Annotated in this window: 19 protein-coding genes; 5 read left to right on the top strand and 14 right to left on the bottom strand. The window is 64.0% G+C overall.

The features are described 5' to 3' along the window. The first annotated feature begins 54 nt into the window (after nt 1–54). Nucleotides 55–861 (top strand): outer membrane protein assembly factor BamD, encoded by an 807-nt coding sequence (locus QTI66_RS08385; RefSeq protein ID WP_286558858.1) that lies wholly within the window; start codon nt 55–57, stop codon nt 859–861. Between the two features lie 18 nt (nt 862–879). Here QTI66_RS08385 and yoaA read toward each other — a convergent pair whose 3' ends face one another. Both yoaA and QTI66_RS08375 read right to left on the bottom strand, forming a co-directional pair. Then, nucleotides 880–2877, bottom strand: a complete 1998-nt coding sequence (gene yoaA, locus QTI66_RS08380) for a DNA repair helicase YoaA (RefSeq protein WP_286558857.1) — start codon at nt 2875–2877, stop codon at nt 880–882. Further along, nucleotides 2877–3080, bottom strand: a complete 204-nt coding sequence (locus tag QTI66_RS08375) for a YdcH family protein (RefSeq protein ID WP_286558856.1) — start codon at nt 3078–3080, stop codon at nt 2877–2879. The genes yoaA and QTI66_RS08375 overlap by 1 nt, the downstream gene beginning before the upstream one ends. A gap of 113 nt (nt 3081–3193) precedes the next feature. Here QTI66_RS08375 and QTI66_RS08370 point away from each other — a divergent pair, with 113 nt between their 5' ends. Then, nucleotides 3194–3982 (top strand): PP2C family protein-serine/threonine phosphatase, encoded by a 789-nt coding sequence (locus QTI66_RS08370; protein WP_286558855.1) that lies wholly within the window; start codon nt 3194–3196, stop codon nt 3980–3982. A 54-nt stretch (nt 3983–4036) separates the two neighbouring features. On the opposite strand, the gene QTI66_RS08365 is transcribed toward QTI66_RS08370, so the two are convergent. From QTI66_RS08365 to QTI66_RS08330, 8 genes are all read right to left on the bottom strand, one after another. Continuing rightward, the gene (locus QTI66_RS08365; protein WP_286558854.1) at nt 4037–4666 is read right to left on the bottom strand and encodes a hypothetical protein; all 630 of its coding nucleotides are present in this window, start codon (nt 4664–4666) and stop codon (nt 4037–4039) included. Continuing rightward, nucleotides 4663–5778: a cell division protein ZapE gene (zapE, locus tag QTI66_RS08360; RefSeq protein ID WP_444814964.1), complete on the bottom strand. Its 1116-nt coding sequence runs from the start codon at nt 5776–5778 to the stop codon at nt 4663–4665. The genes QTI66_RS08365 and zapE overlap by 4 nt, the downstream gene beginning before the upstream one ends. A 2-nt stretch (nt 5779–5780) precedes the next feature. After that, on the bottom strand, nt 5781–7208 hold the full coding sequence (gene lpdA / locus QTI66_RS08355) for a dihydrolipoyl dehydrogenase (RefSeq protein ID WP_286558852.1): 1428 nt from the start codon (nt 7206–7208) through the stop codon (nt 5781–5783). Nucleotides 7209–7356: 148 nt separating this feature from the next. Beyond that, entirely contained in the window at nt 7357–8625 is a 1269-nt protein-coding gene (odhB, locus tag QTI66_RS08350; RefSeq protein WP_286558851.1) for a 2-oxoglutarate dehydrogenase complex dihydrolipoyllysine-residue succinyltransferase, read from the bottom strand. A 46-nt stretch (nt 8626–8671) separates the two neighbouring features. Then, entirely contained in the window at nt 8672–11548 is a 2877-nt protein-coding gene (locus QTI66_RS08345; protein ID WP_286558849.1) for a 2-oxoglutarate dehydrogenase E1 component, read from the bottom strand. Nucleotides 11549–11795: 247 nt separating this feature from the next. Continuing rightward, nucleotides 11796–12395 carry an isochorismatase family protein gene (locus QTI66_RS08340; protein ID WP_286558848.1) on the bottom strand — a complete coding sequence of 200 codons (600 nt, stop codon included), beginning with the start codon at nt 12393–12395 and terminating at the stop codon, nt 11796–11798. Nucleotides 12396–12504: 109 nt separating this feature from the next. After that, entirely contained in the window at nt 12505–12963 is a 459-nt protein-coding gene (locus tag QTI66_RS08335; protein ID WP_286558847.1) for a BON domain-containing protein, read from the bottom strand. Between the two features lie 10 nt (nt 12964–12973). Further along, nucleotides 12974–14080, bottom strand: coding sequence for a PQQ-dependent sugar dehydrogenase (locus QTI66_RS08330; protein WP_286558845.1), 1107 nt, complete (start codon nt 14078–14080; stop codon nt 12974–12976). Between the two features lie 203 nt (nt 14081–14283). Here QTI66_RS08330 and QTI66_RS08325 point away from each other — a divergent pair, with 203 nt between their 5' ends. After that, nucleotides 14284–14832, top strand: coding sequence for a C40 family peptidase (locus QTI66_RS08325; protein ID WP_286558842.1), 549 nt, complete (start codon nt 14284–14286; stop codon nt 14830–14832). Nucleotides 14833–14901: 69 nt separating this feature from the next. Here QTI66_RS08325 and lpdA (QTI66_RS08320) read toward each other — a convergent pair whose 3' ends face one another. The 4 genes from lpdA (QTI66_RS08320) to aceE form a co-directional block, all read right to left on the bottom strand. Further along, the gene (lpdA, locus tag QTI66_RS08320) at nt 14902–16731 is read right to left on the bottom strand and encodes a dihydrolipoyl dehydrogenase (RefSeq protein WP_286558840.1); all 1830 of its coding nucleotides are present in this window, start codon (nt 16729–16731) and stop codon (nt 14902–14904) included. Beyond that, nucleotides 16728–17318, bottom strand: a complete 591-nt coding sequence (locus tag QTI66_RS08315; RefSeq protein WP_286558839.1) for an Ntn hydrolase family protein — start codon at nt 17316–17318, stop codon at nt 16728–16730. The genes lpdA (QTI66_RS08320) and QTI66_RS08315 overlap by 4 nt, the downstream gene beginning before the upstream one ends. Further along, nucleotides 17315–18988, bottom strand: a complete 1674-nt coding sequence (aceF, locus tag QTI66_RS08310; protein ID WP_286558837.1) for a dihydrolipoyllysine-residue acetyltransferase — start codon at nt 18986–18988, stop codon at nt 17315–17317. The genes QTI66_RS08315 and aceF overlap by 4 nt, the downstream gene beginning before the upstream one ends. A gap of 62 nt (nt 18989–19050) precedes the next feature. After that, nucleotides 19051–21777 carry a pyruvate dehydrogenase (acetyl-transferring), homodimeric type gene (gene aceE / locus QTI66_RS08305; protein WP_286558836.1) on the bottom strand — a complete coding sequence of 909 codons (2727 nt, stop codon included), beginning with the start codon at nt 21775–21777 and terminating at the stop codon, nt 19051–19053. A gap of 177 nt (nt 21778–21954) precedes the next feature. On the opposite strand from aceE, the gene QTI66_RS08300 reads away from it, so the two are divergent. Then, nucleotides 21955–24492 carry a PAS domain-containing sensor histidine kinase gene (locus QTI66_RS08300; RefSeq protein WP_286558835.1) on the top strand — a complete coding sequence of 846 codons (2538 nt, stop codon included), beginning with the start codon at nt 21955–21957 and terminating at the stop codon, nt 24490–24492. Then, entirely contained in the window at nt 24489–25118 is a 630-nt protein-coding gene (locus QTI66_RS08295; protein WP_286558834.1) for a response regulator transcription factor, read from the top strand. Before QTI66_RS08300 ends, QTI66_RS08295 begins: the two co-directional genes overlap by 4 nt. The last annotated feature ends 37 nt before the right edge of the window (nt 25119–25155 follow it).

Genomic DNA, 25155 nt, shown 5'->3' with positions numbered 1-25155 from the left:
CAAGGGGGTCGGTCGATATAATTGAGGGCACCTGTTTCACGAAAGCTTCTAGTGATGTTTCGCAAATTATCGGTTGTCCCCGGCTGGCTCGCGTTACTCGCGACGGCATGCCTGATCACCGGATGCTCGACCGACAAGGTCGACAAGACAGCGAACTGGAGTCCGAACAAGATCTACAGCGAAGCCAAGGACGAGTTCGACTCGGGCGCGTACGACAAGGCCGTGCCCCTCTACGAAAAGCTTGAAGGCCGCGCCGCAGGCACCCCGCTTGCCCAGCAGGCCCAGCTCGAAAAGGCCTATGCGCAATACAAGGCCGGCGACAAGACCGCTGCGGTCGTCACCCTCGACCGCTTCATGAAGCTGCACCCCGCGAGCCCCGCGATGGACTATGCGCTCTACATGAAGGGCGTGGTCAACTTCAATGACGACCTGGGCATGTTCTCCTTCCTGACACGTCAGGATCTTTCGGAGCGCGACCAGAAGGCGGCCAAGGAATCCTTCGAGTCGTTCAAGGAACTCGCAACGCGCTTTCCCGACTCGCGCTACGCGCCCGATGCACGTGCGCGCATGAACTACATCGTGAACTCGCTCGCGCAGTATGAAGTGCACGTGGCCCGCTATTACTACTCGCGCGGCGCCTACCTGGCGGCCATCAACCGCGCGCAGATCGCCATCGCTGACTACCGGGAAGTGCCGGCGGTCGAAGAAGCGCTCTACATCATGTACCGATCCTACGATGCACTGGGCATGACCCAACTGCGCGACGACACGCAGCGGGTGCTGGTCAGCAACTATCCCAAGAGCGACTACATGGCCAAGGGCTTCCGCAGCAAGGATGACCCGTGGTGGAAGTTCTGGTAATCAGCCAGTAGTCGGCGCTCAGTCCGTGAGCGCCGCAAGCGCCGCGTCGAAGTCGGCTTCGTTGTCGATCCTGCGCATTCCCGGCACCGCGGCGAGCAGCCGCTTTCCATAGCCCATCACCGCAAGGCGCGTGTCGCAGATCACGAGCACGCCCTGATCGGTCTCTCGCCGAATGAGTCGCCCCGCACCCTGCTTGAGCGCGATGGCAGCCTCGGGCAGGAAGTAGTCGTTGAACGCGCTGCGCCCCTGCGACTCCAGCCGTTTGGACCGCGCTTCAACCAGCGGATCGTTGGGTGGCGGAAATGGCAGCTTGTCGATGACCACCAGCTGCAGCACGTCGCCCGGCGCGTCGAAGCCCTCCCAGAACGACGCCGAGGCCACGAGGACGCATCCGCCCCGCCCTTGGCTCGCGCCTTCGCGAAAGCGCTCCATCAACACGCGCTTGGGCAACTCGCCCTGCACCAGCACTTCCAGCGCGACCGGCGCATCTGACTGCTCGAACTGCCGTTTCAGGTCGTCGCCAATGGTGCGCAGGGCGCGCAAGGTCGTGGTGAGCACCAGTGTCCTGCCGCCCAGCACCGCGGCGCCGCGCCCTGCGACGCGAGCGACCTCGCTGCCGTGCGCAGGATCGTTGGGTTTGGGGAAATTGCGCGGCACGTACAGCGCCGCCTGCTCAAGGTAGTCAAAGGGGCTGGACACGCGCAGCACGCTGGCGTCGTCAAGCCCGCAGGGTTCGGTGAACCAGCGCAGCTTGGGGTCGTCGCCCAGCGTGGCGGAGGTGAAGATCCAGCTTCGGCCTGTCGCCTCGGGGTCGTCCTGATCCTTCTTGATCATGCGCGTGCGCACCGCATGGGCGATGTCGAGCGGCGACTCCACCAGCCGTATCTGCGTGCCGACGTCGACCCACCGCACCGACTCGGGCGCGCAGGACAGCGCGAATCGGGCGCTGCGACGGGCCAGCTCGGTCGCGCGCTCGTGCAGGCGAACGAAATCCGGCGTGAGTTCGCTGACGGTGTCGAGCCCTTCGGCCGCTTTCTCGAAAGCCAGTTGCAGCGCTTCCAGCGACTCCTGCCAAACGTCGTCGGCCACACCGTCGGGCGCCTTCTCGGTCCAGCGCAGCTTGGTGCCCGGCCATTGCTTGCCGACGGCAAGCCTCAACTCGCGCGCGCCACGCTCCACCGCTGCGCTCAGTAGCTGCCAATCGACAAGGCCGCGTGCGTGCTGCAGGCCCGCCGCCAGGATGTCGCGTGCAAAGTCCAGTGCCTGCGCGCTGCCCAGCTGCGCGCCCAGAAACTGGACACCGGTCTCGTTGAGCTGATGGGCTTCGTCGAACACCACGACGCGCACGGTGGGCAACAACTCGGCCATGCCGGATTCACGCACCGCCAAGTCTGCAAAGAACAGATGGTGATTGACCACCACCACGTCTGCGGCCAAGGCCTCGCGCCGCGCCAGGTTGACGTGGCAAGCCCTGAACTGCGGGCACTGCGCGCCAAGGCAGTTCTCGCGCGTGGAACTGATGAGGGGAATCACCGGCGATCGTTCATCCAGCCCCGGCAACTCGGCCAGGTCGCCGGTTCGCGTGGCCTTGGACCACTGCTCGATCTTGGCCAGCGTGCGGGCCGATGCACGCTCGGACGAGGCATCATGCCGCGCCAGATCGAGCCGGTGCAGGCACAGGTAGCTGCCACGTCCCTTGAGCAAAGCCGTGCGCACCGGCAAGCCCAGCGCTTCGATCAAGCGGGGCAAGTCCCGCCCGAACAGTTGGTCCTGCAGGGTCTTGGTGGCGGTCGAAAGCAGCACGCGCTCGCCGCTCAGCAAGGCGGGCACGAGATAAGAGAAAGTCTTGCCCACGCCAGTACCCGCCTCGACAACCAGCACGCCGCCTTCATCGATGGTGCGTGCGACGGCCAGGGCCATTTCCGTCTGGCCGGTGCGCTCGCGAAACTGGTCGGCCGCGTGCGACAGCGCGCCACCTTGCGCGAAGGTCTCGCGCACGCGGTTTTCAAGTTGCATCAGGCGGGCTCTTGGGGGTCGAGTTCACGCTCCAGACGGGCGATCTGGTCGCGCAGCGCCAAGCGGCGCTTCTTCAGGCGACGCAGCAATAGCTCATCGACAGGAGTGGTGTCAACCAGCCGATCGATCGTGGCATCCAAATCCGCATGTTCCATGCGAAATTCGATCAATTGGCGAGAAAGGGAGTGAAGATTGGAATCCAATGTTGCACACGGTCACATATGATGCGACGCGAAACGTGTTCGCTTGAATAATACGTCCTCCATCAACTCCGCAACAGAGCAAGGTTGACTGCGCCGTGGCGCGACCCGAACCCATGACTCGAGGTTTCCGACTTTCAGCGGCCAGTGGCCTTCACAAGGGTGACCGTCCTTACCAGCAGGATCAGGTCATGATGCTCAGTCACCCGCGCGCGCCTGGTTGCGTGATGGGCGTGGTGGCAGATGGCATGGGCGGGCGCAGCGGAGGCCGCAAGGCCTCCGACCAGGTGCTCATGACGGCCAAGCAGCTTTACACCAAGTACGCCCCTGACACCGACAGCGCGGCTCACTTGCTCAAGCAACTGGTAGAAGACGCGCACACGGTCATCAAGCTCACCGCCCTTTCAGCGGAGCAGGAACCGCACAGCACGGTGGCAGCGTTCATCATGAATCCACGGGGTGAGTGCACCTGGATCCATGCCGGCGACTCACGCATCTATCAATTCCGCAAGGGGCGGCTCGTCAGGCGCACACGCGATCATTCTTATGTGCAGGCGCTGATCGACCGCGGCGAGATCAGCGAAGACGAGGCCGACGACCACCCGCAGGGCAACATCCTGCTGGGCTGCCTGGGCATGGCAGCGACGCCGCCACCGATTGACACGCACGTGATCCCGGAACTCCAACCCGGCGATGCGCTGCTCGCCTGCAGCGATGGCCTGTGGCATTACTTTGCGCCGGAAGAAATGGGCGCGCTCATCGCCGAGAGGCCGCCGCGCGAGGCGGTTGAATTGCTGATCGACGAGGCGCGCGTGCGCGCACGCGGCACCGGCGACAACATCTCCCTGGCCATCCTCAAGATCGAGCCTTTGCTCAAGGCGACGACGCCGGCCCAATCCTCCTGAGCGCGGGCGCACCGCGATGCACAGCGGTGGCAGGCAGCTGGCGGCCGCGGCCGCTCAGGGTGGGTTGGGTGGCAGCGGCGCTGCGCGCGGCTTGGTGCGCTTGGCATTGCGCGCATCGAGATCCGCCTTGCTGCGCTCGGCCTTTTGCTGCTTGGACTCGTAGTTCGTTCGCTCCACCGACTCCTGCGAGCGCTTCTGGGCCGCCTTGGCCTGCTCCTCTGCATGGCGGCTTTGCTTTTCAGCGAAATCGCGCTTGTTTTTTTCCGCCTGTGACGCTGCCGCTTCGCGACTGGCTGCGTTGGCTGCGGCGCGCTCTTCGCGGGCTTTCTGGTCTTCGAGCGATTTCTCGCGCTGCGCCGCTTCGGCATCGGGCGCCGACTTCTTCTGCTCCAACCGCTCCATCTCGGCTGCACCACGCCGCTTGCGCTCGGCGTCGTTGAGCGCGGCCTCCTGCCGCTTGAGATCGTCCGTCTGCGCCCGCCGGGTTCGGCGGCTGTCCGTCAGGCAGTCCTCCACCGCAAACTTTTGGTAGCAGGCTTCGCGCTCCTTGGCGTAGCGATCTTCAATGGCCTTGCGCTGCGCCGCGATGCGGGCGTGTTCGGCAGCCGCGTCGGCATCGGCGCCCTGAGCCCATGCAGGCACGGCAGCAATGGCGATCAACAGCGAAAGGAAAAGCTTGGTCATGTGATGCGGGTGTCGACGGACCTGCGCTCCAGCGAGAGAAACTCCTTCGACTGCATCTCGTGCAGGCGCGAGATGGTCCGCGGGAACTCGTGGGCCAGTGGCCCTTCGGTGTACAACGCCTCGGGCGGAACGGCTGCCGACATGATGAGTTTGACACGCCGGTCATAGAGCACGTCAACCAGCCAGGTAAACCGCCTTGCCTCCGAGGCCATCCGGACGGGCATGTGCGGCACGTCCGACAGCAGCACGGTGTGAAACTGGGTGGCGATTTCGAGGTAGTCGTTCTGCGAACGCGGCCCGACGCACAGGGTCTTGAAGTCGAACCACACGACGCCGCCGGCCTTGCGGCGCGCACGGATTTCGCGCGCCTCGATGTGCAGGATCGGGTCTTCGTCATCGGCTTTTTCGGCCAGCTTGTGGAAGGCCTCGCGCATCTCCTGATCTGCCTGCGCACCGTTGGGCGTGAGGTACAGGCGCACCTGTTCCAGAGTCCGGCGACGGTAGTCGGTGCCGTTGTCCACGTTGACCACTTCCAGCCGCTCGTTGAGCAGGGCAATGGCCGGCAGGATGCGGTCGCGGTGCAGGCCGCCGGGATAGAGATCGTCGGGCCTGAAGTTCGACGTCGTGACGAAGCCGACGCCGTTCTCGAACAGCGCCACCAGCAGGCGGTGCAGGATCATGGCGTCCGTGATGTCGGCCACGTGGAATTCGTCAAAGCAGATCAGCCGGTAGCGCTTGGCCATGCGCCGGCCGAGTTCGTCCAGCGGGTTGACGGTGCCTTGCAGGTCGGCAAGCTCGCGGTGCACCTCCCGCATGAACTCGTGGAAGTGCAGCCGCGTCTTGCGGCGCAGCGGCACGGCCGTGTAGAAGCAATCCATCAGGAAGCTCTTGCCGCGCCCCACCCCGCCGAACATGTAGACGCCGCGCGGAATGTCCGGGCGATTGATGAACTTCTTGAAGGCATTGGAGCGCTGCGCCTTGTATTCGGCCCATTCCTCGCAGCAGCGCTCCAGCGCGTCCACGGCGCGCAATTGCGCGGGGTCGCTCTCGTAACCCCGCGTCTTGAGTTCCGCCTCGTAGACGGAACGGACCGATATCGCTCCCTCAGTCACGCTCAGAAGTTGAGCGTGCGCTTGTCGACGGCCAGCGCAGCTTCCTTGGTCGCTTCGCTCAAGCTCGGATGCGCATGGCAAATGCGCGCGATGTCTTCGGCGCTGGCCTTGAATTCCATGGCGACGACAGCTTCGGAAATCAACTCGCTGGCCATCGGGCCGACGATGTGCACGCCCAGGATTTCATCCGTTGCCGCGTCGGCCAGGAACTTGACCATGCCGGTCGTGTCGCCCAAGGCGCGTGCGCGACCGTTCGCGAGGAACGGGAAGGTGCCTGCCTTGTAGGCGCGGCCAGCCGCCTTGAGCTGCTGTTCGGTCTGGCCGACCCACGCGATTTCCGGCGACGTGTAGATCACCCACGGAATGGTGTTGAAGTTGACGTGACCATGCTGGCCGGCGATGCGCTCGGCGACGGCAACGCCCTCTTCCTCTGCCTTGTGCGCGAGCATCGGGCCGCGCACCACGTCGCCGATGGCCCAGACGTTGGGCAGGTTGGTCTTGCAGTCGTCGTCGACCACGATGGCACCGCGTTCGTCGAGCTTCAGGCCCACGGCGTCAGCGGCCAGGCCGATGGTGTTGGGCACGCGGCCGATCGACACGATCAGCTTGTCGACGTCGAGCGTCTGCGCCTCGCCCTTGGCGGTGGTGTAGGCAACGCTCACACCCTTCTTACCGACCTTGACGTCGCCGACGTTCACGCCGAGTTCGATCTTCAGGCCCTGCTTGTCGAAGGCCTTCTTGGCTTCCTTGGCGATCTGCTCATCCACGGCGCCGAGGAAGGTCGGCAGCGCTTCGAGCACGGTCACTTCGGAGCCGAGGCGGCGCCAGACCGACCCCATTTCGAGGCCGATCACGCCGGAGCCGATGAGCGCCAGCTTCTTCGGCACGGCGCCGATGCGCAGGGCGCCGTCGTTCGAGAGGACGTTCTCTTCGTCGAAGGGCGCGCCCGGCAACGCGCGAGCGTTGGAGCCGGTCGCGATGATGACGTGCTTGCCGGTGATCGACTCTTCAGCGGCGCCGGCCACCTTGATCTCGTATCCGCCTTCAGCCGCCTTCACGAAGGCGCCGCGGCCGTGGAAGAAGCTGACCTTGTTCTTCTTGAACAGGTACAGGATGCCGTCGTTGTTCTGCTTCACGACGGTGTCCTTGCGGCCGAGCATCTTGCCGATGTCCAGGCCCAGGCCTTCGACCTTGATGCCGTGGTCGGCAAAGTGCTTGCCGGCGTGCTCGTAGTGCTCCGACGATTGCAGCAGCGCCTTCGACGGAATGCAGCCGACGTTGGTGCAGGTGCCGCCCGGAGCCGGGCCGCCCTTGCTGTTCTTCCATTCGTCGATACAGGCAACGTTGAAGCCGAGCTGTGCGGCGCGAATCGCCGCGATGTAGCCGCCGGGACCGCCGCCGATCACGACGACGTCGAACTGTTTACTCATTTGAATCTTTCATTTCAGTTAGCGCACACCGCAATGCCAGCGATCCATTCGCGAAACACCGCGGAACCGGCTGCGCCGGCCCGCTGGTGTTGCCCCCGTCGAAGGGTTGGCGAAGCGACACGAAGTGCGCGCAGCCTGGGGGAGTGCTTTAGATATCGAAGAGGAGGCGTGCGGGATCTTCCAGCGCTTCCTTCATGGCGACCAGGCCCAGCACGGCTTCGCGGCCGTCGATGATGCGGTGGTCGTAGCTCATGGCCAGGTAGTTCATCGGGCGCACCACGATCTGGCCGTTCTCGACGACGGCGCGGTCCTTGGTCGCATGCACGCCCAGGATGGCCGACTGCGGCGGGTTGATGATCGGCGTCGAGAGCATCGAGCCGAACACGCCGCCATTGCTGATCGAGAAGGTGCCGCCGGTCATTTCCTCGATGCCCAGCTTGCCGTCGCGCGCCTTGGCGCCGTACTCGGCAATCTTCTTCTCGATGTCCGCAAAGCTCATCTGGTCGGCGTTGCGCAGGATCGGCACCACCAGGCCACGGGGCGAACCGACAGCGATGCCGATGTCGAAGTAGCCGTGGTACAGGATGTCGTTGCCGTCAACCGAGGCGTTGAGCACCGGGTACTTCTTGAGCGCGTGCACCGCGGCCTTCACGAAGAAGCTCATGAAGCCGATCTTGACGCCGTGTTCCTTCTCGAACTTGTCCTGGAAGCGCTTGCGCATTTCCATGACGGGCGCCATGTTGACTTCGTTGAAGGTCGTCAGGATGGCGTTGGTGCCTTGCGATTGCAGCAGGCGCTCGGCGATGCGGGCGCGCAGGCGGCTCATCGGCACGCGTTGCTCGGGGCGGTCGCCCAGGTTCGGCGCGGCAACGGGCGCTGCCACTTGCTGCAACGCCGGACGGGCTGCCGGCGCGGGAATGGCGGGCGCTGCTGCCGCGGCAGGCTTGGCGCCAGCGGCCACGGCCGACAGCACGTCGCCCTTGGTCACGCGGCCATCCTTGCCGCTGCCGGCGACGTCGGAGGTCTTGAGGTTGTTATCGGCCAGCAGCTTGGCGGCTGCGGGCATGGCGACGTCACCCTTCGATCCGCCGGTGGCGGCCGAAGCAGCCGCGGGGGCTGCCGCAGGCGCAGCGCCTGCAGCCGGTGCCGCTGCGGGTGCCGCCGCGCCAGCCGTGGCAGCGGTGTCGATCTTCGCGATCAACTGGTCTGCAACGACGGTCGCGCCATCGCCAGCCACGATCTCGGCCAGCACGCCGGCGGCGGGCGCCGGCACTTCCAGCACGACCTTGTCGGTCTCGATCTCGATCAGGATTTCATCGATGGCGACGGCTTCGCCGGCTTTCTTCTTCCACGTGAGCATGGTGGCTTCGGCCACCGATTCAGACAGCTGGGGAACTTTGACTTCTACGATAGACATTTTGGAGTGTGCTCCGCTTCGTGTTCTTGATGGATTGATCGTTGTTTTACTTGGTCAGCACGAAGCCTTTGAGCTTGCCGAACGCGCCGTCGACCAGCGCCTTCTGCTGTTCCTGATGCAGGTGCGAGTAGCCCACCGCGGGCGATGCCGAGGCAGCCCGGCCGGAGTACCCGAGCTTCTGGCCTTCCTGCATGTTTTCGTGGATGTAGTGCTGCACGAAGAACCAGGCGCCCTGGTTCTGCGGTTCGTCCTGGCACCACACGACGTCGACGAGGTTCGGGTACTTCTTGAGTTCGGCACCGAAAGCCTTGTGCGGGAAGGGATAGAGTTGCTCGACGCGGATGATCGCCACGTCTTCGCTGCCGCGCTCTTCGCGCTTCTTGGCCAGGTCGTAATAAACCTTGCCCGAGCAGGCGATGACGCGCTTGACCTTCTCGGCCTTGAGGTCCTTGTTGTCCGGAATCACCGTCTGGAAGCCGCCCTTGGTGAACTCGGACAGCGGCGAGGTCGCGTCCTTGTTGCGCAGCAGCGACTTGGGCGTGAGGATGATCAGCGGCTTGCGCAGGTTGCGCACCATCTGGCGACGCAGCAGGTGGAAGATCTGGCTGGCCGTGGTCGGCTGGCAGACCTGCATGTTGGTGTCGGCCGACAGCTGCATGAAGCGCTCCAGGCGCGCCGAGCTGTGTTCCGGACCCTGGCCTTCATAGCCGTGCGGCAGCATCAGCGTGATGCCGTTGACGCGGCCCCACTTCACTTCGCCCGAGGCGATGAACTGGTCGATGACCACTTGCGCGCCGTTGACGAAGTCGCCGAACTGAGCTTCCCAGATCACGAGCGTGTTGGGATCGTTCGAAGCGTAGCCGTATTCGAAGGCCAGCACGGCTTCTTCGGACAGGATCGAATCGATGACGACGAACGGGGCCTGGTTGTCGGCCACGTTTTCCAACGGCACGTAGATGCCCGTGTCGAACTTCTCGCGGTTCTGGTCGTGCAGCACGGCGTGGCGGTGCGTGAAGGTGCCGCGGCCGCAGTCTTCGCCCGACAGGCGAACCGGGTAGCCGCTGGACACCAGCGTGGCAAAGGCCATGTGCTCGCCCATGCCCCAGTCGACGTTGACTTCACCGCGGCCCATGGCGGCACGGTCGTCCAGCACCTTCTTGACCAGCGGATGCACGGTGAAGCCGGCGGGCACCGTCGTCACGCGTTCGGCCAGGCGCTTCCACTCGCTCATCGGCACGGCCGTGTCGCCGGAATCGGTCCACTTCTTGTTGAGGAAAGGCGTCCAGTCGACGGCGTACTTGCTCTTGAAGTTCGTGAGCACGGGGTCGAAGGTGTGCTTGCCGGCATCCATGGCGGCGCGATAGGCCTTGACCATGTCGTCGCCGAGCGTGGCGCCCAGACCTTGCGCGGCCAGCTTGTCGGCGTACAGCTTGCGCGTGCCGGGGTGCTGGCCGATCTTCTTGTACATCAGCGGCTGGGTGAGCGAAGGCGTGTCCTGCTCGTTGTGGCCCAGCTTGCGGAAGCAGATGATGTCGACGACCACGTCTTTCTGGAATTCCATGCGGAACTCGAGGGCGAGTTGCGTTGCGAGCACCACGGCTTCGGGGTCGTCGCCGTTCACGTGCAGCACCGGCGCTTCGATCATCTTGACGATGTCCGAGCAGTACAGCGTCGAGCGGCTGTCGCGCGGGTCGCTGGTGGTAAAGCCGATCTGGTTGTTGATGACGATGTGCACCGTGCCGCCGGTCGCGTAGCCGCGCGTTTCGGCCAGCGCCAGCGTTTCCATCACGACGCCCTGCCCGGCAAAGGCCGCGTCGCCGTGCACCAGAACGGGCAGCACCTGCTTGCCCTGCGGGTCGTCGCGGCGGTCCATGCGGGCGCGCACCGAGCCTTCGACCACCGGGTTCACGATTTCCAGGTGCGAGGGGTTGAACGCGAGGCTCAGGTGGACCGGGCCGCCAAGCGTGGTCACGTCCGAGCTGAAGCCCTGGTGGTACTTGACGTCGCCGCTCGGCAGGTCTTCCGGCGCGGTGTGGTCGAACTCGGCGAACAGGTCGGCTGGCATCTTGCCCAGCGAATTGACCAGCACGTTCAGGCGGCCGCGGTGGGCCATGCCGATCACGATTTCCTGTACGCCGGCGATGCCGGCCTGGTTGATCAGTTCGTCCATCGAGACGATGAAGCTTTCGCCGCCTTCGAGCGAGAAGCGCTTCTGGCCGACGTACTTGGTGTGCAGGAAGCGCTCCAGGCCTTCGGCGGCCGTCAGGCGGTCCAGCACGTGCTTCTTTTCTTCAGCCGACAGCTGCGGATTGGTGCGCGCGCTTTCGAGCTTCTGTTGCCACCAGCGCTTCTGGTTCTGGTCGGTGATGTACATGTACTCGGCGCCGACGGAGCCGCAGTACGTTTCGCGCAACGCATTCAGCAGGTCGCGCAGGGACATCGTGTCCTTGCCGAAGAAGGTGTTGCTGGTGTTGAACACCGTTTCGAGGTCGGCGTCGGCGAAGCCGTAGAACGACGGCTCCAGTTCCGGAATGGCCGGGCGCTCGGTGCGCTTGAGCGGGTCGAGGTCGGCCCAGCGTGCGCCAACGTTGCGGTAGGCGGCAATCAGCTGCTGGACGGCGGTGCGCTTGCGGCCGAGCTCGGAATCGGCGCCGCTCGCCTGCACCACGCGGGTCGTGCCCTGTTTGGCCAGTTCGGCGAAGGCGTTGATGACGGGCTGGTGCGGGACATCCCGCGTGTTCGAGCCGTCGGTGGCTGGAACGTTCTGCAACGCATCGAAATACGAGCGCCAGTTGTCGGGCACGCTTCCGGGGTTGGCGAGATAGTTCTCGTACATCTCTTCGACATAGGGCGCGTTGCCGCCGAAGAGGTAGGTGTTGCCTTGATAGGCTTGATAGACGCCCGAAGACGACGAATCGCTCATATTTGCGCTGACCTTCGTTCCCCTTCAGGGAACATGAGTTGGCTTAAGAAACCTTCCGCGACACGGCTGAACCGATTGGCGGATGCGACTGTGGCTGGAAGGGCCTGAGTACCCCGCGATTGTGCCACTTGAACGATATGGGGGCACGCACCAATATCGCGAGTCTTTTTTGGGTCTTGCTCTGGACGAGTTGCCTGATTTGGTGCAGGCATGCTGAAACAGCGCCTGCGATGGCGCCGGAACAGAGTCAGCGGATCAGGTCCAGGACCTCGCGAAAGGCCGGATGCTCCGCCGTGCGCAGCCATTCGAATCCGACCATTTCCGTCGTCACCAATTCGGCGCCTGCGCCAGCGAGTCGGTCAAAGGCCGCGTCGCGATTGCGCTCGGTGCGCGAGCCGCAGGCATCGGTGACGACCCAGACATCGAATTCGTCGTCGATCAGGTCCAGTGCTGTCTGCAAGAGGCACACATGCGCCTCGCATCCGGCCATCACGATGATGTTGCGTTCCTGCGCGGCGGGTTTCTTCTGCAGGTGCTTGGGCAAGCTGCGGGCGTTGCCCTGCGGCGCGGGCGCGGGCTCGCGAAGCCATTCGCCCAGCCCTTCTTCCACGGCACTGAAATGCATCTTGGACAGGGTGCGCTGGCACAGGGCGCGGATCTCCGGCAGGTTTTCTCCGAGTCGCGACGGGTTCTCTTCGGTGCCCCACACCGGAACCTTGAGGAGCTTGGCCATCTTGGCAAGCCGAACGGCGTTCCTCGCGACGGCCTCGCCTTCGAGGATCGCCGGCATGAGCTTGGCTTGATAGTCCACGAGGACGAGTTGGGATTGGGATGCGTCGAGCAGCATGATCGGATGTCTTCTGAATTGAGTGGGCGCGCTGCGCGCCTGTCGGCGCAGCGCGATGGCGTGACCGTACCACTGAAATCCGTGGCTCGTGGTCGCCTGTTACAGACCGCTATCGCGGCACGACCTTGAGCTCGTTCATCACCATTTCAACGTCATCCAGCGAGCGGATCAGGCGCTCCAGTTCTGCGGACTGCGCCTGGGTTCGAACGCAACCCTTGAGCCACACCCAGCGCCGCTGCCCTTCGAGCCAGACGCTGGTGTCGCCGAAAGCGCCGGCGGCGAGCACGGCCTTTTGGGCGCGCGCAATGATGTCGGGGTCGTACAGGTAGGCGTTGGGGAGCCGGCATCGGCCTGATTGATAACAGCTGGTGCCGCGTTCAGCGCGGCCGTGCGTCTGGGCTCGCCGTTCGGCCTCGGTGATCAACGGGCCTTCGGGCACCGGGCAGTTGGCGATGCCGCCAGTTGCCTGCACGAAGGGATCGTTGAAGTAGTTTGCGCGCTCCTGTGCGCCGCAAGCGCTCCACGCGATTGCAAACGCAATCAACGCCAGTCGCGCCGCCGTGCGCATCCATCCATCCTCACGGCTGCAGGCGAATGAGCTGGCCTTGTGCCTGGTCGGTCAGCACATACAGAAAGCCGTCCGGCCCCAGCTTGACGTCGCGCACGCGCGCCTTGCCGTCCTCCAGCAGCTTGTGCTCGGCGACGACCTTGCCGTTCTGGATGTCGATGCGATCCAGATAGCCGAACTTCAGGGAGCCCACGAACAGATTGCCCCGCCACGCCTTGCCGTAGCGATCGTTGGTCAGAAAGGCCATGCCGGACGGCGCGATCGAAGGCACCCAATAGTGCACGGGCTGCTCCATGCCTTCATTGGCCGTGATGCCGTCGCCTATCTTGCCGCCGCCGTAGTTTTCGCCATAGGTGATCACCGGCCAGCCGTAGTTCTTGCCCGCCTGCGCAATGTTGATCTCGTCGCCGCCCTGCGGGCCATGCTCGGTCATCCAGAGGCGACCGTCCGGCCCGATGGTCGCGCCCTGCCCATTGCGATGCCCGTAGCTCCAGATTTCCGGCAGCGCATCGGAGCGGCCGACGAAGGGGTTGTCAGGCGCAGCGGCGCCCTCTTTGGTGAGCCGCACGATCTTGCCGAGATGGTTGTCGAGCTTTTGCGCGTCGTCCTTGCGGCTGAACCGGTCGCCCAGCGTCATGAACAGCGTGCCGTCGCGGCCCTCGACGATGCGGCAGCCGAAGTGATTGCGGCTCGCCACCTTGGGGCGCTGGCTGAAGATCACACGCACGTTCTCCAACCGAGTGCGGTCGTTCGAAACCTGTGCCCGCGCCAGCGCCGTGCTGTTCGTGTTGACGTTGTCGCCCTGCGGTTCCGAGAAGCAGAAGTAGATCGTGCGGTTGGATTCGTAAGCCGAATCGGCGGCGACATCCAAGAGGCCACCCTGCCCGCCCACGGCGATGGCAGGCAAGCCGGGCAGCGGAGGCCCGACCTTGCCGTCCGGTTCGATGATCCGGATGCGCCCCAACTTCTCGGTCACCAGAAATCGCCCGCCTGGCAGAAAGGTGACCCCCCAAGGGTTCTCGATTCCCGTCGCAACGACCACAGGCCGGGGCTCTGCCAACGCCAGGCTTGCGACCGGAATCAACAGCAGAAACTCAATCAATCGTTTAAATGTCATTGGTTTCTTATGACTTTGAATACTAGAACTTTGACATTACTCCTATAGCGTCAATTCGCCGCGCGTTTTTCACCTCGCCTAAACACGTTACATTCACATAACGATCATGATATGAAAATTCGTTGTGCGACAATCACTTGGCCGTAACTGTTAAAGCCGTCAAGGATTTGACATGACCGCGCGTCATCAATATCCTACTTGTCATGCGTTTTGTCGTCTTACCCGTACTTCTCTTGTTCGCCTGCAGCGCGATCGCTGCACCGCAGGATGACAAGGCGGATGAAATCGGTCACCTGATGGTCAAGCAGGGATTGATCGCGCAATTGGATCAGGTTCGTCAAACGGTCACGGACCGCACCACCAGTCTTGTGGGCAGCGCCATGGGCTTTCTGGGCGTTCCCTATCGATTTGGCGGCACCTCCGCCGAAACCGGATTCGATTGCAGCGGCTTCGTTCGCGCCATGTACAACCAGACCTTGGGCCACGTGCTGCCGCGCCGCGCTGAAGAGCAGGCCGCCGCCACCGAGAAAATCGACCGCAACGAACTCAAGCCCGGCGACCTCGTGTTCTTCAACACCATGCGCCGCGCCTTCAGCCACGTTGGCATCTACATCGGTGACGGCAAGTTCATTCATGCGCCCCGCACTGGAAAGACGGTTCAGATCGAAGACATGAATGGCAAGTATTGGCTCAATCGCTTCAACGGTGCCCGCCGCGTGCCAGGGGTCGAGGCGACTTCCGGCGGCGAATGACTCTGTTCGACTTGTCCGCACCAAAAAAAAACCCGCCGTCAGGCGGGTTTTTTTGTTTTGGGGTTCGGTTCAGCGCCGTTGCGGCGGCAGGTCCGTGCAGGTCCCGTGCGCCACTTCCGCGGCCATGCCGATGCTTTCGCCCAGCGTCGGATGCGGGTGGATGGTCTTGCCGATGTCCACTTCGTCCGCACCCATCTCGATGGCCAGCGCCACTTCGCTGATGAGGTCGCCCGCGTGCGTGCCGACAATGCCGCCGCCGACGATGCGGTGCGTTTCCGCATCGAACAGCAGTTTGGTCACGCCTTCGTCGCGGCCGTTGGCGATGGCGCGGCCTGAGGCCGTCCACGGGAACAGGCCCTTCTTCACCTTCTTGCCCTCGGCCTTCGCCTGGTCTTCGGTCAAGCCGACCCACGCCACTTCGGGGTCGGTGTAGGCCACGCTGGGGATCACGCGTGCGTTGAAGGCGGCGCTCGCCAGGGACTGGTCGCCCTTTTGCTCGCCGGCAATCACTTCCGCCGCCACATGCGCCTCGTGCACCGCCTTGTGCGCCAGCATGGGCTGGCCAATGATGTCGCCGATGGCAAAGATGTGCGAGACGTTGGTGCGCATCTGGATGTCGACCGGAATGAAGCCGCGATCCGTCACCGTGACGCCCGCCTTCTCCGCACCGATCTTCTTGCCATTCGGTGAGCGCCCGACGGCCTGCAGCACCACGTCGTAGACCTGCGGCTCCTTGGGGGCCTGTTCGCCTTCGAAGGTCACGCGAATGCCCTCCTTCGTCGCCTCGGCGCCCACGGTCTTCGTCTTGAGCATGATGTTGTCGAAGCGCGGCGTGTTCATCTTCTGCCAGATCTTCACGAGGTCGCGGTCGGCGCCCTGCATGAGGCCGTCGAGCATTTCAACCACGTCGAGCCGCGCGCCGAGCGTGGAATACACCGTGCCCATTTCGAGGCCGATGATGCCGCCGCCCAGCACCAGCATGCGCTTGGGCTCAAAGCCCATCTCCAGCGCGCCGGTCGAATCGATGACGCGCGGATCCTTCGGCATGAACGGCAGGCTCACCGACTGCGAACCGGCCGCGATGATGCAGTTGCGGAACTTGATGACCTGCTTCTTGCCCGACTTCTCCTGGCCCGTTGCGCCTGTGGTTTCCTCGACCTCGATGTGGAAGGCATCGATGAAGGTGCCGACGCCGCGCACGGTCGTGACCTTGCGCATCTTGGCCATGGCCGCGAGGCCGCCCGTCAGCTTGCCGACGACCTTGTTCTTGTAGCCCAGCAGCTTGGCGCGATCGATCTTGGGAGCGCCGTAGTCGACGCCGAGGTCGGCAAAGTGCGTGACTTCGTCCATGACGCCCGCAACGTGCAACAGCGCCTTCGACGGGATGCACCCGACGTTGAGGCAAACGCCGCCCAGGGTGGCGTAACGCTCGACGATGACGGTCTTCAGGCCGAGGTCGGCCGAGCGGAAGGCCGCAGAATAGCCGCCGGGGCCGGCGCCCAGCACCAGCACGTCGCATTCGAGGTCGACGCTGCCGCCATAGGTCGATGTTGCGGTGCTTGCCGCTGCGCGCGGGGCAGCCGCTGGCGCGGCGGCCGGGGCTGCAGCCGGCGCAGCCGTGGGCGCCGCTGCCGGAGCGGGCGCCGGGGCAGCGCCGGCCGCGTCGGCTTCAATGGTCAGCACGACGGAGCCTTCGCTCACCATGTCGCCCACCTTCACGGCCAGCGACTTCACGGTGCCGCCGTGGCTCGACGGAATCTCCATCGACGCCTTGTCCGACTCCACCGTGATCAGCGACTGTTCCGGCTTGATCTTGTCCCCGATCTTGACCAGCACTTCGATCACCGCCACTTCGGCGAAGTCGCCGATGTCCGGCACCTTGATTTGTTGTTCGCTCATCTGGACACCTTCAATTTGAGTGTGAATACGTCGACCGGTCCGGCCGAATTGCGATCGAATTCGCAGGCTGCCGCAATGCCTGCATCTGCCACTTCGCGCGCCGTGCGCGCCTTGCCGTACGCCGCGTGCATGGCGCCGAGCGCAAAGCTGCGTCCGGAGCCGATGCTCCAGAACTCCTTGAACTCGAAGACCTCGCGGTAGCTGTACACGCCGAAGATGCCGTTCGGATTGACGATCAGCAGCGTGAACTGGCTCGATTCGTACGGGTCGTGGTCATCTTCCTTGGTCTGCAGGAAGAACGTTTCCTTGAGCACGGGATGCAGGCGCGTCAACGTGCGAAAGATGTCGTTCTTGCTGCCAAAGCGCAGTTCCTCGCGCGGCTGCCCGGCCAAGGCCTGCTGCAGCACGAGGAAATGCGCCGCCGCGCCGGCTGCGGCAAACATGCTCTGTCCGTCCGCATCGTCCACCGCAAAGATCTTGCGGTTGGCCTCGAGGCGGTTGGACAGCCGCGTGTCGCCGAAGGTCACCAGCGTGTCCGCCATCAACGCCGCCTGGCCGCCCTTGCGGACTGCCACGACGGTGGTCATAGCAAGACGCGGCGGTAGTCCGAAAGGACTTGCCCCAGGTAAGCGTTGAACCGCGCCGCTGCGGCGCCGTCGATCACGCGGTGGTCATAGGACAGCGACATCGGCAGGATGAGGCGTGGCACGAACTGCTTGCCGTCCCACGTTGGCTTCATCGCGCCCTTCGACAAGCCGAGGATCGCCACTTCCGGCGCATTGATGATCGGCGTGAAGTGCGTGCCGCCGATGCCGCCAAGCGAGCTGATCGACATGCAACCGCCCTGCATGTCGGCCGAGCCGAGCTTGCCGTCGCGTGCCTTCTTGGCGAGTTCGCCCATCTCCTGGCTGATCTGCAGGATGCCCTTCTTGTCCGCGTCCTTGAGCACCGGCACCACGAGGCCGTTGGGCGTGTCCGCCGCAAAGCCGATGTTGTAGTACTGCTTGTAGACAAGGGTGTCGCCGTCCAGGCTGGTGTTGAACTCGGGGAACTTCTTCAGCGCCGCGACGACCGCCTTGATCACGAAAGCCAGCATGGTCACCTTGACGCCGGACTTCTCGTTCTCCTTGTTGGTGGAGACGCGGAAGGCTTCGAGATCCGTGATGTCGCATTCGTCGTTGTTGGTGACGTGCGGGATCATCACCCAGTTGCGGTGCAGGTTCGCGCCACTGATCTTCTTGATGCGCGACAGGTCCTTGCGCTCGACAGTGCCGAACTTGGTGAAGTCGACCTTCGGCCACGGCAGCAGGTCGAGGCCGGCGCCGCCGCCTCCGCCCGCTGGCGCACGCGAAGCTGCAGCAGCCTTCGGCACGGCTTGGCCGCTCATCACCGACTTGGTGTAGTTCTGGACGTCTTCCTGCGTGATGCGACCCTTGGGACCACTGCCCTTCACCTCTTCAAGCGCCACGCCGAGTTCGCGCGCGAACTTGCGCACCGATGGCGATGCGTGCGGCAACGTGCCACTGGGCGCCACCGTCGGATCGTGCGCTGGCGCGGCCGCAGCGGGCGCCGCCGCAGGTGCGGGGGCGCTGGCGGTTGCGGCCGCCGGTGCGGCTGCGGCTTGAGCTGCGGGGGCTGCTGCTGGCGCAGCTGCCGGCGCCGCCGCTCCGCCCGCGCCTTCCAGCACCGCGATCAGGTCGCCGATGTTGACCGTGTCACCCACCTTGACCTTGAGTTCCTTCAGGATGCCGGCCGCCGACGACGGAATCTCCATCGACGCCTTGTCCGATTCGACCGTGATCAGCGACTGCTCGGCCTTGATCGAGTCGCCGGGTTTCACCAGCACTTCAATGACGGCCACGTCCTTGAAGTCACCGATGTCCGGCACCTTCACTTCGACCGGTCCGCTGCTTGCCGCAGGTGCGGCGGCGGCTGGTGCTGCTGCAGGCGCCGGCGAAGGGGCAGGTGCTGCCGCGGCAGGAGCCGGGGCCGCAGCAGCCGGCGCTGCCGCAGCCGCGCCCTCCGCTTCGAGCACCAGCACCACCGAGCCCTCTTTCACCTTGCTGCCGACTTCGACCTTGAGCTCTTTCACCACGCCGGCCGTGCTCGATGGAATTTCCATCGACGCCTTGTCCGACTCCACCGTGATCAGCGACTGTTCGGCCTTGACCGTGTCGCCCACCTTGACCAGTACCTCGATGACCGCGACTTCGTCGAAGTCACCGATGTCCGGCACCTTCACTTCCACTGTTGCCATGTTCGTGTCTCCCGCCCGAAAGGCTGTGTTGTTGATTTGTTGGTTGGTTGGATGGTTGTTGTTTACGCGTAGAGCGGATTGACCTTGTCGACGTTGATGCCGTATTTGGTGATCGCTTCCTGGACCTTGGCGGCCGGCACGACGCCATCTTCACTCAGCGCCTTGAGCGCGGCAACGACGATGTAGTGGCGGTTGATTTCGAAGTGTTCGCGCAGCTTGGCGCGGAAGTCGCTGCGGCCGAAGCCGTCGGTGCCCAGCACCTTGTAGTTGCGCCCCTTCGGCACGAAGGCACGGATCTGCTCGGCGTAGGCCTTCATGTAGTCGGTCGACGCGATCACCGGGCCGGTCGAAGCCGACAGTTGCTGCGCCACGAAAGGCACGCGCGGCGTCTCGGTGGGATGCAGCAGGTTCCAGCGGTCGGCGTCCTGGCCGTCGCGGGTGAGTTCGTTGAAGCTCGGGCAGCTCCACACGCCGGCGCTCACGCCCCACTCCTTTTCGAGCAGTTCCTGCGCGAAGAAGCTTTCACGCAGGATGGTGCCGCTGCCCAGCAATTGCACCGACGGCGCTTCCTTGCCCTTGGCAGCCTTCACCACCGGCGCCTGCTTGCACAGGTACATGCCCTTGATGATCTGCTCTTCGGTGCCGGGCTGCAGGCCGGGCATCGGGTAGTTCTCGTTGAGCAGCGTGATGTAGTAGTAGACGTTGTCCTGCTTCTCGACCATGCGCTTCAGGCCGTGGTGAAGGATCACGCCGACTTCATGCGCGAAGGTCGGGTCGTAGCTCAGGCAGTTCGGGATGGTGTTGGCCAGGATGTGGCTGTGACCGTCTTCGTGCTGCAAGCCCTCGCCGTTCAGCGTGGTGCGACCCGAGGTGCCGCCCAGCAGGAAGCCGCGTGCCTGCATGTCGCCGGCCGCCCAGGCCAGGTCGCCGATGCGCTGGAAGCCGAACATCGAGTAATACACGTAGAACGGCACCATGATGCGGTTGTTCGTGCTGTACGACGTGGCTGCCGCGATCCAGCTTGACATGCCGCCGGCTTCGTTGATGCCCTCTTGCAGGATCTGGCCGGCTTTGTCTTCCTTGTAGTACATGACCTGGTCCTTGTCGACCGGGGTGTACTGCTGACCTGCGGGGTTGTAGATGCCAATCTGGCGGAACAGGCCTTCCATGCCGAAGGTGCGTGCCTCGTCGACCAGGATGGGCACCACGCGCGGCCCGAGCGCCTGGTCACGCAACAGTTGCGTGAGGAAGCGCACGTAGGCTTGCGTCGTCGAGATTTCGCGGCCTTCGGCAGTCGGTTCGAGCACCGACTTGAAGGTGTCCAGCGACGGCACCGTGAAGCTCTCGTCCGCTTTCACGCGGCGGTGCGGCAGGTAGCCACCCAGTGCCTTGCGGCGCTCGTGCAGATATTTCATTTCCGGCGTGTCGTCGGCCGGCTTGTAGAACGGCAAGTCGGCAATCTGGCTGTCCGGAATCGGGATGTTGAAGCGGTCGCGGAAGGCCTTGATGTCTTCCTCGCCGAGCTTCTTGGTCTGGTGGACCGTGTTCTTGCCCTCGCCGATCTTGCCCATGCCGAAGCCCTTGACGGTCTTGATGAGCAAAACAGTCGGCTGGCCCGTGTGCGTGGTGGCGGCGTGGAAGGCGGCATACACCTTCTGCGAATCGTGGCCGCCGCGGCGCAGCTGCCAGATGTCGTCGTCGCTCAGCTTGGCGACCATCTCGGCCGTGCGCGGGTCGCGGCCGAAGAAGTTCTTGCGGACGTACGCGCCGTCGTTCGCCTTGAAGGATTGATAGTCACCGTCGTTGGTGTCCATCATGAGCTTGCGCAGCGCACCTTCCTTGTCGCGCGCCAGCAGCGGATCCCAGTTGCTGCCCCACAGCAGCTTGATGACGTTCCAGCCCGCGCCGCGAAATTCGCCTTCGAGTTCCTGAACGATCTTGCCGTTGCCGCGCACCGGGCCGTCCAGCCGCTGCAGATTGCAGTTGATGACGAAGATCAGGTTGTCGAGATTCTCGCGTGCCGCCAGGCCGATGGCGCCCAGCGACTCCACTTCGTCCATTTCACCGTCGCCGCAGAACACCCACACCTTGCGGTTCTCGGTGTTGGCAATGCCGCGGGCATGCAGGTATTTGAGGAAGCGCGCCTGGTAGATCGCCATCAATGGGCCCAGGCCCATCGACACGGTGGGGAACTGCCAGAACTCGGGCATCAGCTTGGGATGCGGGTAGCTGGACAGGCCCTTGCCGTCGACTTCCTGGCGGAAGTTGAGCAGTTGCTCTTCGGACAGGCGGCCTTCGAGGTAGGCGCGGGCATAGATGCCGGGCGAGACGTGGCCCTGGATGTAGAGGCAATCGCCGCCATGGTTTTCACTTTCGGCATGCCAGAAGTGGTTGAAGCCGGCGCCAAACATGCTGGCCAGGGAAGCAAAGGAGCCGATGTGGCCGCCCAGGTCGCCGCCTTCGGGCGGGTGCAGGCGGTTGGCCTTGACGACCATCGCCATCGCATTCCAGCGCATGTAGGAGCGCAGGCGTTCCTCGATTTCGAGGTTGCCCGGCGAGCGCTCTTCCTGATCGACCTCGATGGTGTTGACGTAGGCCGTGTTGGCCGAGAACGGTTTGTCGATGCTGTTCTGGCGCGCGTGCTCCAGCAACTGCTCCAGGAGAAAGTGAGCCCGGTCGGGGCCTTCGCTCTGGATGACGGCGGACAGCGCGTCCATCCATTCACGTGTTTCTTGCGAATCTGCGTCGTTCGCAGCTGAACCGAAGGCGCTCGCGGGATTTGCCGACATGCTTTGTCTCCTGGGTTGGGTGGCGTAATTTAGTGCCGGAATGGACTGAACGGCAGTTTCTCACAAAAATCTCGATTTATCAAATGATGATCTTCAATCTCACAATATGAATTCTCCCAGTGAGACGCATGACAGTCTTCGCAGAATGTGATCTACCGCTTCCCCTACACTCGGCTGATGCCGTCTCCCCCTCAGCTGCCCGTTGCAAGGCCTCCCAGATCGTCGCCTCGATCTGTGTGGAGCCGCTGGTGGCGCCGGCAAACACCGGTCTTGCAGGACGCACTGGCGATGCTTGCGCCGCTGGCTGCGGTGCTGCTTTTCCTGGCGGCCATCGTGTCGGCCTTCTGGTACTTGCGCGCAGAGGAAGTCGAGCGCGAGCAGGAGTCCGTCAAGCGCGACGTCGAATACGCACAGCAACGCGTGCGGCTTCGGCTGCTCGAACGGCAGGAGCAACTGATGCGCCTTGCGCGCGACGCCGGCAATCGCGAAATCGATCCAGCCGAATTCGTGAGTCGTTCCGAATCGCTGGTCAGCCAGTTCCCCGAGTTGCAGGCCATCAGCTGGATTGACGATCGCCGCCGTTTTCAGGGGTCTTATGCCGCGCCCAGCGTGCATCCCGCGCAGCAACATGTGCCGGGCGATGTGCTGCGGCCGGGCGACACTGAAACCAATTACGCGCTGGCGCGCGAGCTTCGCCAGCCTGTGTTCTCGCAGCCGGCCACCGGCACCGAGCCACCTGGGCTTTTGCAGCTTCACATTCCGCTGTTCGACCAGGGGCTTTTCGCCGGCGACGTGATGGGCGAGTTCTCCATCGACGGGCTGCTGCGCTACGGCATTCCGCCGGAAGTCGCGGCGCGCTATGCGGTGTCGCTTCTCGATGGCAAGGGACGCCTGATCGCCGGCAACACCGTCAATCCGCGGGAGGCCGGCACGCGTTTGCTGCCTTGGATCGAGCACACCAATGAATACGAAGTGCCCGTGTCGCCGGTCGGCAATGGACTGGTGCTGCGCGCGCAGGCTTATCGCACGTCGCAGGGCCTGGTCGGCAACGGCCTGTTCTGGCTGGTGGTCGCGCTGAGCGTGATGACCAGCTGGATGCTGATCGGCACCTGGCGCCACACGCGGCGGCGCCTGCAGGCGCAAAAGGCGCTCGTGGCTGAAACGAACTTTCGGCGCGCGATGGAAAACTCCATGCCCACCGGCATGCGCGTGCTCGACCTGGAAGGCCGCATCACCTACGTCAACGCATCCTTCTGCGCCATGACAGGATGGAGCGAAGCGGAGCTGGTGGGCCAGTCGCCGCCCTTCCCCTACTGGCTCGAAGCCGATCGCGAGATCATGAACGAGCGGCTCGAAGAAGAGCTGCACGGCCGCGCCCTGCCCGGTGGATTTCAGGTGCGCGTCAAGCGGCGCAACGGCAGCGTGTTCAACGCGCGCCTCTATGTTTCGCCACTGATCGACGCCCGCGGCCACCAGACGGGCTGGATGACGTCGATGACCGACATCACCGAACCGACGCGCATTCGGGAGCAACTGTCCGCGTCCTACGAACGCTTCACCACGGTGCTGGAAGCGCTCGACGCCGCCATCTCGGTCGCGCCCATCGGCAGCGAGGAACTGCTGTTTGCCAACAAGCTGTACCGCTTGTGGTTTGGCTCCGACACCGTGGGCCACCTCGGCATGGTGGCGCAGGCCGGTGTGCCACCGTCCGCCGCGCACGACGAAGAGCTGGACGACGTCGATCCCTTCGCGGGCCTGCCCATCGACACGCTCACCGGCGCGCAGCCTGCGAACAACGAAATCTTCGTGCCGGAACTTGGGAAATGGCTCGAGGTGCGCTCGCGCTATCTCACGTGGGTCGATGGCCGTCTTGCGCAGATGGTGATCGCCACCGACATCACGCAGCGACGTGACGCGGAAGAGCAGAACGCGGCGCAGGCCGACCGCGCACAGGCCGCCAGCCGTCTCATCACCATGGGCGAAATGGCGTCCAGCGTGGCGCACGAACTGAACCAGCCATTGACCGCCATCACCAACTACTGCAACGGCATGGTGTCGCGCATCAAGGGTCAGCAGATCGACACGGACGCGCTGCTGTCCGCGCTCGAGAAAACCTCGCGACAGGCGCAGCGCGCGGGGCAGATCATCCAGCGCATCCGCACCTTCGTGAAGCGCAGCGAGCCCAACCGCACGGCTGCCGAAGCCGCCACGATGGTGAGCGAGGCAGTGGAACTCGCAGGCATCGAATTGCGCCGCCGCAACGTTCGCCTCAACCACTATGTGGCCGCGCGCTTGCCGGTGCTGCGCGTCGATCCAATCCTGATCGAGCAGGTGCTCGTGAACCTGCTGCGCAACGCGGCCGAAGCCATCGATGTGGCCAAGCGCCCGCCCGCGCGCCGAAGCGTTGAACTACGCGTATTGCCGCGAGTCATAGATGGGAACCCCGCTGTCGAGTTCTCGGTCCAGGACACCGGCATGGGTTTGGCGCCCGAAGTGATGGAACGGCTCTACGAAGCCTTCTTCTCCACCAAGCCGGAAGGCATGGGAATCGGACTTAATTTGTGCCGGACGATTGTGGAATCTCACCGCGGCAGGATGCAGGCAGAGAACATCTACAATGGTTCCGAGATTGTTGGGTGCCGGTTTTCCTTCTGGATTCCGGTACTGGACGCTCTGAATTCAATAGCAAGCGACGAGGCAAAGGTACCTGCATGAGTTTGATTCCCAAAAAGGGCACGGTCTATGTCGTCGATGACGACGAAGCTGTGCGAGATTCGCTGCAATGGCTGTTGGAAGGCAAGGATTACCGGGTCCGCTGCTTCGACTCCGCAGAGTCGTTCCTCTCGCGCTATGACCCGCGCGAAGTGGCCTGTCTCATCGTCGATATCCGCATGGGCGGCATGACGGGTCTCGAATTGCAAGACAGACTGATCGAACGGCGCTCGCCGCTGCCGATCGTGGTCATCACCGGTCACGGCGACGTGCCGATGGCGGTCGACTCCATGAAGAAGGGCGCGATGGATTTCATCCAGAAGCCTTTCAACGACGAAGAACTCGTCGCCCTGGTCGAGCGCATGCTCGAACACGCGCGCGGCACCTTCGCGCAACACCAGCAATCGGCCAGCCGCGACGCGCTGCTGTCCAAACTCACGGGCCGCGAGGCGCAGGTGCTGGAACGCATTGTCGCCGGCCGCCTGAACAAGCAGATCGCCGACGACCTGGGCATCAGCATCAAGACGGTGGAGGCGCACCGCGCCAACATCATGGAAAAGCTCAACGCCAACACGGTGGCCGACCTGCTCAAGATCGCGCTCGGCCAGGTGACGGCCAAGGCCTCCTGACTTGACGCCGCGCCCAGCGCCGCCCCACTGACCACCA

Origin of the sequence: Variovorax brevis, from assembly GCF_030317105.1 — a bacterium.
Classification (GTDB): Bacteria; Pseudomonadota; Gammaproteobacteria; order Burkholderiales; family Burkholderiaceae_C; genus Variovorax; species Variovorax brevis.
Note: the sequence above shows the minus strand (reverse complement) of the source record. Positions and strands in the feature narration are given on the sequence as shown.